We start from the raw sequence: 8536 nt of genomic DNA on the forward strand, positions 1-8536 counted from the left end.
TTCAAAGCCGCAGGTTATGAGGTCGACTGAGTGCAACAGGCTCTAATTGGTACGAAAGCTTTTTTGACAGGCAAGAGAGCGCACGCCCGCGGGGCGAAGGGTCGAACTGTTATGCCCTAGCACGGATGTATCCCCACAGCGCGGCGCGCATGGCCGCCTACAAGCCGGATCTGCATCTGATCTATGTCATGGGCCACCCGATCGAACGGATCGTGTCAGCCTGGATCCAAAATCGGATCGACATGGGTGACAGGATCCCCCCACGCTTGACCGCGCGGTGCGCGAGATGCCGGAGAATTACTTGGGTCAGAGCTTGTATTGGGAAAACCTGTCCCGCTATCGCGCGCTGTTTCCCGACAACCAGATCCATCTGTGCTTCATGGAGGATCTGAAGCAGACCCGGACGCCTTCTTTGCCGGAATTCGCGATTTCCTGGACGTGGCGCAGGCTCTGCCCAACCGCACCCATGTAAATTCTGCGGTGAGCAAGGCGGTACCCACTACTGCTTATTCGGTCATCAACGGGCTGCCTACGATGGAAACAGTGAAGCGGCGGCTGCCCAAGGGCCTACGCCAAGGCTCTCGCGACCGTTTCCTGACCCGCCGGGTCTCTGGCCACAAAAAACCGGATTTCAGCCCCACGATCTGCGGCTGGCTGCGTACCGAACTGGCCGCCGACACTGTGGCCCTCCTCGAACATTGCGGCAAGCCTCGGGATCACTGGCGGCTGTGACCGCCTAGTCGCGCAGCAATCGAACCTGTTCGTCGGGATACCAATCGGCTAGTTCCTTAGGGGTCATGCCAAAGATGCGCCGCGCTTTAGCGCAGGCCTGCAGAATGCCGCGCGCCTGGGGCAGATCGAAGCGCCGCGATAGGGCGTCCTTCAGAATCTCGGCCAGCAGTCTGCGCCGCATCAGCGCGAAATAGCGCCGCCGTGCGCCTGTCTGGTCGGCTGCGTGGCGGCGTAGCAGCACCGCCTGGTTTAGCGCCGACAGGGTCGTGGTGCGCAGGCGGTCAATCCGCCCGCCCGCCGCCGTGAAGTGATAAAGCTGCGCTGCGGGCGTAGTCAGCAGCAGATATCGGCGCGAGATACGATAGCTGGCGTCTATATCTTCGCCCGGGCAGTAATAGCGCAGCATTTCGTCGAAGGGTTCCTCCAGCACCACCTGGCGGCGGAAGGTCATGCGATAGCCCTGGAACAGCCGCACGGCCGACACGTCTTGCCCCGCCAAGGCGGGGGGCAGCGGCGGCAGGGGCCGCAGTCCGTCATAGGGGATGAACAGCGCCGCCTTGTTCAGCAGCAGCAGCCGTTGCAACAGCCAGCGGCTGATCCTGCCGCGCGCCTTTCCCTGGCCTGCGCCGATCGTCTTGCTGCCGCGTTCCTTCTGCGCCCCGGCATCGGTCGCAGCCGGGGGCGGCAGGGCCGCGACACCGGTCTGGATGCCGCCGATCCGGCCTTCAGAATCGGTCTCGTAGATCGCCATGATCCGTTCGGCGCAATCGGGATACATGAAGGAATCATCGTCCAGCAGGAACAGGACGGTCGCCCGCGCCTGCACGATGCCCTGGTTGCGCTGCACGGTCAGCGACGGCAGCGCCGCCTGCAGGTAATGGAACCGGACTCCCGGATGATCCGCCAGGATCCGGCTGATCCGGTCCCTGTGGTCCTGCCAGTCCGCACTAGCATCGACCACGATCACCTCGGCTGGGGGGCGGGTCTGACCCAGCGCCAAGCCGATGCAGACCTGCAAGGCCTTGATCCGGTCCTTGGTCGCGATCACCAGACCCCAATCCAAAGTCCGGTCCAGGGCATCGCCGAGGCACGCTTCAGGGGCGCGCTCTTCATCGGTCATGGCTCGCCTCCTTGCGGACGGGGGGCATCGTCGCTTGGATTGCCGGGACGATGCGGGCGCCGAAGCGGGCCTCGCCTTCGGGGGACCAGTGATCGCCGTCCGACCAGTAAAGGGCATCGCAATCGTAAAGGTCGCGGCCGATGTCGAAATTCAGGACCGGCAGCGCCCGGATATAGCCGATGCCGGTGTCGGCTGCCTGGGCTGCCAGCCGATCCTCGAGCCGCTCGAAGATTTCCTGATGGGCGGGGCGCAGTTCCAGCAGGTCGGGGGCGCGGTCGCAATCGACCGACAGCATGGTTTCTGCCGAGACATGCGGTTCGATCATGGGACCGAACCAGGTCACCGGGACGATGGCGTTCCAAGTCTCCAGCACCGGGAAGACGCGGTCGATGGCGGCGTCGAACAGCCGGGGATCAAGGTCGCTGCCGTCGGTGAACAGGCGGCGGTCCCGACGTTCGCCGTCTGCGTCCGTCAACAGCCAGAAACCCGCCTGGACATAGACTGCCGATCCGATCCGAGACGCATGGCGCTCCAGAAAGCGCGGCAAGCCGGCCCCTGCGCAATCAGTCCCGGCGATATGGGGGCGGCACTCCTGCTGGGGCAAGCCCAGCAGGAAGGGCGCATCGGAAGCGGCCTCCATTGCTTTCCAGACATCAAGCGCGTGGGAATCGCCCATGATGGCCAGGGCCGGTCCGTGCTGGACAAAGCACTGTTCGACCTGGGCATCGGTGCTGGCATCGTAGTCGGTCACGAAAAAGCGGCAGGGATCGCTGTTTTCCGTGGCGAAATGGTCCATCCTGGCCATCTGCGTAATCCGGTTCAGCAAGGGGCGGTTCTGCGGCGCCAGGCTGGCGGTGAACCAGGCCTGCTGCGCCCCCGAATAGTTAAGCCCCAGCCCGACCGAGACGAACAGCACCGATCCCACGACCGTGGCCCCGAGTACTCGCCGGACCGGCCAGGGATGATGGCGCGCGGGCTGTTCGACATATTTCCAACTAAGAAAGGCCAGCCCCAGCGATGCCACCGCCAGCCCCATCATCAGCGCCAAGGGCGGTTCCTGGTCGTGATGGGCCAGGCGGGCCAGGGCGAACAGCGGCTGGTGCCAGAGATAGGCCGAATAGCTGATCAGCCCGATGAAGACCGGCGCCCGCATGGACAGAAGCCGCCCGGCCGGCGTGCCCGCGTCGGCGAACAGGATGATCAGCGCGGTCCCGCCCACCGGCGCCAGGGCGTAAATCGACGGAAAGGGCGTGTCGCTGTCATAGACGAAGATCGACGCCAGGATCAGCGCCAGTCCAAGGGTGGAAAGCAGGGCATTGCCCGACCGGCCGCTCCGTATGATCCAGATTGCGCAAAGCGACCCCGCCAGAAGCTCCCATGCCCGGCTTGGCAGCAGGTAGAAATTGGCCCCCGGCGCACGGGTGGCAAGGACCTGGCTGGCGACTAGGCTGGCCGCGAAGATCGCCCCCAGTATTAGCAGCGCGGTTCGTGCGCCCAGTCGCCACAGGCCCAGCAGTAGCAGGGGAAACAGGACGTAATACTGTTCCTCGACCGCCAGCGACCAGGTGTGCAGCAGCGGCTTCAGTTCGGCCGCGGCGGAAAAATAGCCGCTTTCCAGCCAGAACAGGATATTCGAGGAAAAGATGCTGACCGCTGCCACGCTCTGGCTGAAGTCCTGGAACTGGCTGGGCAGCATCAGCAGGAAGGCAGGCGGGATGGTGCAGGCAATGACTAGAAACAGCGCGGGCAGGATCCGCCGCGAGCGCCGGTTATAAAAGTCCAGCAGCGAAAAGCGTCCCTCGACGATCTGCCCTAGGATGATCGTGGTGATCAGATAGCCCGAGATGACGAAAAACACGTCAACGCCGACATAGCCGCCCGAAAAGATTCCAACTCCGGCATGGAACAGGATCACCGGCAGGACCGCGACCGAGCGCAGGCCATCGATTTCGGGACGGTACTTCATGCCTGATAACCTGTGTCAACAACGTCCTGTGCGAACACTCGGCCGGATCGTCGGGGTTTCGTCTAGGGGAAAAACATCGGACGTTCCACTCGAATTTGAAGTTCACGCTTCTTGACGTACCCTGCGGCTTTTGGCAGGCAAAACGGATTAGAGATTAGATCTGTAGGCATTTCCGATCCGGCCAGAATAATGGCCGCGGCAGTTCTTGAAGCCAGTAAGAGTAGGCGACATGTTTTTTGATCACGACGACCTGTCCCGCTTTGGCGACCGACCGGCCCTTATCACTGGCGACGGATCCACGATCAGCTATGCACAGCTTGCCGAAAACGTAAAGCAGATGCGCGCGCGCATGGATGGGAGGCGAGGACTGCTCCTACTGCCTGCTCCGCCTGCGCCCGAAACCATCGTCGCCTTCCTTGCCGCGCTCCAGGCCGGAAACCCGGTCTTTCCCCTTGCCCCGGACCACCCAGCTGAGGAAAGCCGCCTGCGCGAAGCCTTCCCCTTCTGCTATCGGTTCGATCCCGAAAGCGGCGCGCCAGAGATGCTGGAGGCTGCGCCGGTCGAAATCCATCCCGACCTGGCGGTGCTCTTGTCCACATCGGGTTCAACGGGGGCGGCGAAAAGCATCCGCCTGTCGCGCACCAACATCCAGTCGAACGCCGAGGCGATCGCCGAATACCTGGATCTGACCGCCGCCGATCGTGCGCCGACCAACCTGCCCCTGTATTATTCCTATGGCATGTCGGTGGTGACCTCGCATCTGCAGGTGGGCGCATCGCTTTTTGTCACGCCCCTGACCCTTCTGGACGCCGCCTTCTGGGAAGGCTTCGACCGGACGGGCTGCACCAGCTTCGCGGCCGTTCCCCATGTCATCGACATGCTGGAAAAAAGCCCCTTCCGCACCGCCGATCGGCCTTCGCTGCGCTATGTCACCCAGGCAGGCGGCAAGCTGGCCGCCGACCGCGTGGCGGACCTGGCCCGACGCAGCGCCGCCGAAGGCTGGCGTTTCTTCGTGATGTATGGACAAACCGAAGCCTCGCCCCGGATGGCCTGGCTGCCCCCCGAACAGGCCGCCGCGCATCCCGATTGCATCGGCCGTCCGATCCCCGGCGGTGCCTTTTCCCTGGAGGACGAGGACGGCAACCCTGTCACCGCGCCGGGCGAGGCGGGCGAACTGGTTTATCGCGGTCCGAACGTGATGATGGGCTATGCCACCGGTCCTGCGGATCTGGCCCGTGGGTCCGAGTTGGATCGGCTGAAAACCGGCGACATGGCGATGCGGACCGAAGACGGGCTTTACCGCATCACCGGGCGCAAGAGCCGCTTCATCAAGCCCTTCGGCCTGCGGATCAGCCTGGACGAGGTCGATGCCTGGCTGTCGGCGCGCGGGTTGCGCGCCGTCAGCGGGGCGGGCCGCGAGGAACGGCTCTGGGTGCTGATCGCCTCTGATGTCGATCCTGCGGCATTGCGCCGCGAGATGTCCGAATGGCTGGGCATTCCGGCGACGGCGTTCCGCCTTGCCCCGATCGCGGCCGTGCCGCTTGGCCCCAATGGCAAGACCGATGGGCGCGCCGTAACCGCGATGATCCGTGAATTCGAGGCGGCCGAAACCCTGCCCGAGGAAGAATCCGGCGCGGCGGGGCAGGATTGGGGCGACCGGCTTTTCGCCCGGATCGGTTCGGCTTGGCGCCGGATCCGGTCGGATGCGACGGAACAACAGGCTGCGGCTGGCAACGGATCGGTCATGGCCGTCTTCCGCAGTCATTTCCCCGAGGCCGAGATCACCCCAGACAGCTCCTTCACGAAGTTGGGCGGCGATTCACTGCGCTATCTGGGCGTGGCCCTAGATCTGGAAAAAACTCTTGGCCACCTGCCCGACGACTGGGGCCGGATGCGGCTGCGCGACCTAGAGGTCTCGACCGCCAGTCCCGGCCCCACGATGATTGAGACGGCGACCTTCCTGCGCTGCTTGTCGATCATCTTCGTCATCTCGGGCCATCTGCAGTTCATGGCCTATGGTGGAGGCGGGGCCATGCTGTTGTTCAGCGTCGCGGGCTTCAGCTTCGCGATGTATCAGGTGCCTACGATCCTGAGCTCGGGCTCGGTCTGGACTGTATTGTCGCAGATATTGCGAGTAGCAATCCCGGCAGTTCTTTATGCATCGCTTCTAATGGTCGTCTTTTCCACATTCGATTGGCGGATCGCCTCATTGGTGTCGAACTGGTTTGATCCAAGCCTAAATCCCGGCATTTGGTTCATTGCCGTGTATGTCCAAATCCTGCTGGTTGTGGCATTGATCTTCCTGCCGCCGCCGATGCGCCGGATCTTTGCCCGACGGCCCTATGCGGCAGCAGTTAGTTTTGCGATCCTGTCTATTGTGACTTTTCGCCTTGCCCATGAATTCTGGGATACCCATCACCTTTATCGCCGCCTGCCGCATATGACGATGTGGCTTTTCGCGCTTGGCATGGCGGCATGCTATGCCGACACGACCGGCCGAAGGGTCATCGTATCAGCCTTGGCGTTGCTGGGCATTCTTTTGTTCAACGACAATCCCGAACAATTGCTGGCTAATATCCTGAAATGGTATACGCTGGGCTTCATGCTGCTGGTCTGGCTGCCGCGGATCGAAGTTCCCTCTTGGTCAGCCGGCACGATCCGGCGGATCGCGGGAGCTTCGCTCTTCATTTATCTGTCTCATTTTCAATGGGCGAACCTGTCCAAGAAACTGCTAGGTGACTTGCCCGTCATGCCAGTGATCCTGGCCCTCGCCGGGGGCGTGCTGATGTGGACGACTTATGAATGGCTGGTAAAGTGGAGCTTCCGGCAATGGCGGCACATGTCCGGCAAGGCCGAAAAACAAGCCGCATAGAGGTTCCTCATGGCTCGGATTGCCGTCATCATCGTCAATTACGATGCCGCCGACCTGGCCATCGCGGCAGTGGAAAGCGTTCGGGCGCGGTCCCATCCGGGCCACGAGGTCAGCATCCACCTGGTCGACAACGCCTCGCCCGCGGGGGATGGCGCAGTCGTTGCCGAAACGGCGCGGATCCGCGGTTGGGGCGAAGGGGTGGCGCTTTATCTCGAATCCGAAAACCACGGTTTCGGGCGCGGCAACAATCTGGTGCTGCGCAAGTTAGCCGAAAGGGGCGATCCGCCCGATTACGTCTTCCTGCTGAACCCCGATGCGCAGCTTGAAAACGAGGCGATCGCGATTCTGGCCGATTTCCTGGACAGCCGTCCAAAGGCCGCCATGGCGGGGGCGCAGGCGCGCAATCCAGGGGGCAAGGTGCCGGTGCCCGCTGCCTTCCGTTTTCCGGGGGCGGCCAGCCATTTCGTGGCGGCGCTGAATTTCGGCCCGGTGGCGCGGCTGATGCGCGGATCGCAGGTGGCGCTTGGCGGCGATCTGGAAACCCGCCGGGTCGACTGGGTATCGGGCGCCGCTGTGCTGGCACGGTTCGACGTATGGCGCGAACTAGGATTTTTCGACCCCATCTATTTCCTGTATTACGAGGAAGTCGATCTGATGCGCCGCGCGGCACGGGCCGGCTGGGAATGCTGGCACGTTGCCGAGGCGCGCATCATCCATGTTGAGGGTGCCTCAACCGATGTACGCAGCGCCAGGGCCGAGCGGGTCCGCCGCCCGGCCTATTGGTACGAATCCTGGTGTCATTACTTCCGCAGCAACCACGGCCGGGCAGGAGCCATCGGCGTGGCTCTGGCCTGGTTGGCGGGGGCGGGGCTGAATGTGCCCCTGTCGCGCATCAGGGGGCAGAAACCGGCTGCCCCCCTGAATTTCTTTGGTGATTTCTGGGCTCTTTCCTTGCGGCCCCTGCTGGGGCTGCGGCCCGGCCAAAGGCGATAGGGGCTCACCTCAGCCCGGAATCCCCTCGGCCGAGGTGTCGGTCGCCCAGATCCGGCGCACGCGCAGTTCGGCCAGGCCGCCGGCTGTCAGAAACAGCGTGCCGGTGCTGCCATCGGCCATGGTCACGCGCAAACGGCCAGGCTTTGCTACATTGATGGCCTTGTTCAGGATCGGCAGATCCGCCGTGTCGTTGGGCTGGATGGCAAAGATAGTACTGGCAAGGGCAGTCAGTCCAGCCGCCATGCCAGAAAATCAGAAAGAAAGGCTGATAGCATCCTCACCATCCCCTACACCTCACGCAGCAAGAGGGCCGGCACCAGCGTCAGCAGGGTCCCCGCCTTGTTGAAAAGCAGCGGGTACAAGTTGTGCCCGGCTGTCGACAATAGGGGGTGGAAGATCTGCAGATCCAGAAGAAGGATAGTTCTAGAGCGTATCTCAGCCATCAGGATTCCCAGCCTGCCGATGATGTGATTCTCTTCTGCTAGGGCAGATGGAGATTTCAGATGGGCAAGCCACATCCAGTAGAGCTTCGGACCCGGGTCATCGGCTACGTGGACGAAGGTCACGGACACCGTCAGGCTGCTCGGCATTTTCGGGTATCGCCGAAGTTCGTCAATGATCTGGTGAAGCTGCGGCGCGAGACCGGATGTTTGACACCGAGGCGACAAGGCAATGGCGGCGGACATGGCAGGCTGGTGGACGTGACCGGCTGGCTCAAGGCCCGCGTCGCGGCCAAAAGCGGGATCACGCTTGATGAACTCGTGGCCGAACTGGCTGAGACGCATGGCATCGATGTTCACCGCGCCACCGTCTGGCGCGTTCTGCGGGGTCTCGGACTGAGCCATAAAAAAAA

The 8536-nt window shown here is 62.9% G+C and carries 8 protein-coding genes; 5 read left to right on the plus strand and 3 right to left on the minus strand.

Annotated features, from left to right (window positions below):
- The first annotated feature begins 301 nt into the window (after positions 1-301).
- Positions 302-472, plus strand: coding sequence for a hypothetical protein (locus CK944_RS23415; RefSeq protein ID WP_158248100.1), 171 nt, complete (start codon positions 302-304; stop codon positions 470-472).
- A gap of 8 nt (positions 473-480) precedes the next feature.
- Positions 481-732 (plus strand): hypothetical protein, encoded by a 252-nt coding sequence (locus CK944_RS23020; protein ID WP_158248101.1) that lies wholly within the window; start codon positions 481-483, stop codon positions 730-732.
- 4 nt (positions 733-736) lie between these two features.
- Here the strand turns inward: CK944_RS23020 and CK944_RS20635 are convergent, their stop codons facing one another.
- Positions 737-1852, minus strand: coding sequence for a glycosyltransferase family 2 protein (locus CK944_RS20635; RefSeq protein ID WP_158248102.1), 1116 nt, complete (start codon positions 1850-1852; stop codon positions 737-739).
- Positions 1842-3818 (minus strand): acyltransferase family protein, encoded by a 1977-nt coding sequence (locus CK944_RS20640; protein ID WP_103174942.1) that lies wholly within the window; start codon positions 3816-3818, stop codon positions 1842-1844. Before CK944_RS20640 ends, CK944_RS20635 begins: the two co-directional genes overlap by 11 nt.
- A 229-nt stretch (positions 3819-4047) precedes the next feature.
- Between CK944_RS20640 and CK944_RS20645 the strand changes: the two genes are divergently transcribed.
- Positions 4048-6690 (plus strand): AMP-binding protein, encoded by a 2643-nt coding sequence (locus CK944_RS20645; RefSeq protein WP_103174943.1) that lies wholly within the window; start codon positions 4048-4050, stop codon positions 6688-6690.
- Positions 6691-6699: 9 nt separating this feature from the next.
- Positions 6700-7683 carry a glycosyltransferase family 2 protein gene (locus tag CK944_RS20650; protein ID WP_103174944.1) on the plus strand — a complete coding sequence of 328 codons (984 nt, stop codon included), beginning with the start codon at positions 6700-6702 and terminating at the stop codon, positions 7681-7683.
- A 9-nt stretch (positions 7684-7692) separates the two neighbouring features.
- On the opposite strand, the gene CK944_RS20655 is transcribed toward CK944_RS20650, so the two are convergent.
- Entirely contained in the window at positions 7693-7926 is a 234-nt protein-coding gene (locus CK944_RS20655; RefSeq protein WP_103174945.1) for a hypothetical protein, read from the minus strand.
- Between the two features lie 260 nt (positions 7927-8186).
- On the opposite strand from CK944_RS20655, the gene CK944_RS24400 reads away from it, so the two are divergent.
- On the plus strand, positions 8187-8536 hold a 350-nt coding region (locus CK944_RS24400; protein WP_146038737.1), incomplete at its 3' end, for a helix-turn-helix domain-containing protein.

Origin of the sequence: Paracoccus sp. SY (assembly GCF_002901215.1) — a bacterium.
In the GTDB taxonomy this organism is placed as follows: domain Bacteria; phylum Pseudomonadota; class Alphaproteobacteria; order Rhodobacterales; family Rhodobacteraceae; genus Paracoccus; species Paracoccus acridae.